This is a genomic window from Sphingomonas sp. FW306-1B-B10E (genome assembly GCF_058782005.1).
This window is the reverse complement of sequence record NZ_JBYSXG010000119.1, coordinates 1-1,192: the sequence shown is the minus strand read 5'-3', so window position 1 is coordinate 1,192 and position 1,192 is coordinate 1. Positions and strand designations below refer to the sequence as shown.

Here is a 1,192-nt window from a genome sequence, read left to right as displayed (position 1 = left end):
GCTCTCCAAACTCTTCCAGTATAACTGGAGTCCGGGGTTTATCATTGTGCCCTTGCGGGCGGGGCCGCACAACCCGCTTGGCAGCATCGGCGGCGTCAGCCCGCCTATCCGCTGTGCGGCCGCACATGGTTGTGATCGTAGCGTCAGCTGCTCAGCACTGAGCGGGCATGGCTCAATGACGCGAACAGCGTCTCGTTCAGGCATTCGTCGCGCAAGCGACCATTAAAGCTCTCGACGTAGCCGTTCTGCTACGGCTTGCCGGGGGCGATGTAATGCCACTCGATCTGCTGATCCTGCGCCTAGCGAGATCGCCAGGCTGGTCGGCTCGGTCCCATTTGTCACTCACGATCATCAGCGGCTTGCCGCGAGCCGCGATGATCGCATCGAGCTCGCGGGCAACACGAGCGCCCGATAGCGACGTGTCGACCACCAGCGCGAGGCTCGCGCGTGAAGTCATCGACCACGGCCAGGATGCGGATCCGCCTGCTATACGCCAGCGTGTCGCTGACAAAGCTCAGGTCCTGCGCCGGTTCAGCCCTTGCGGTAAGGTCATCGGTGCTCGTGTGCCCATCCCTCCTTGCGACCACGTCGGCGACGCACCCGCAGGTTCTTCGCGATACAGTCGCAGCAGCTTCTTGTGGTTCATGACGAAAACCCTCGCGCGCCGGCATGATCCCCAGCCGACGGAACTGAACAGGTGACGATCGAGCGCGATCTCGCGAAGACGCGACCGCAGGTCGCCATCATCATTACGCCGATGCGCGTAGCGCATCGACGATACGATCCACGCTGAGGATGGCGCACGCCCGGCGCTCGCTGTGCCGAAGGTCTGTCGAACATCTTCGACAGACCTTAGGCGAGCGGCAGGCTTCACCAGTTTTTTTGAGGCAACCTCCATCAGCGCTGCATTGTCGAGCATCGGCCAGCAGTCGCTGCAGCCGCGCGTTCTCGTCTTCCAGCACCTTCAGCTTGCGCGCCTGCGACACATCCATGCCGCCATAGGTCGCCTTCCATTTGTAGAATGTCGCGCTGCTCACGCCGTGCTTGCGGCATACTCTGCTGTCGATGACCCAGCTTCCTGCTCAAGCAGGAGCGCTATGATCTGCTCCTCGCTAAACCTGCTGCGCTTCATCATCGCCCCCTCAATGACGGACTCTAGCTCAAACTGGCGGAGTTCCAGGGAAGCACGTCA

Annotated in this window: 1 pseudogene; it reads right to left on the bottom strand. The window is 61.7% G+C overall.

What is annotated here, in order from left to right:
* Window positions 1–1,132: pseudogene (locus tag AC3WJI_RS21655) on the bottom strand (IS3 family transposase); the annotation flags it as partial.
* Between the last annotated feature and the right edge of the window lie 60 nt (window positions 1,133–1,192).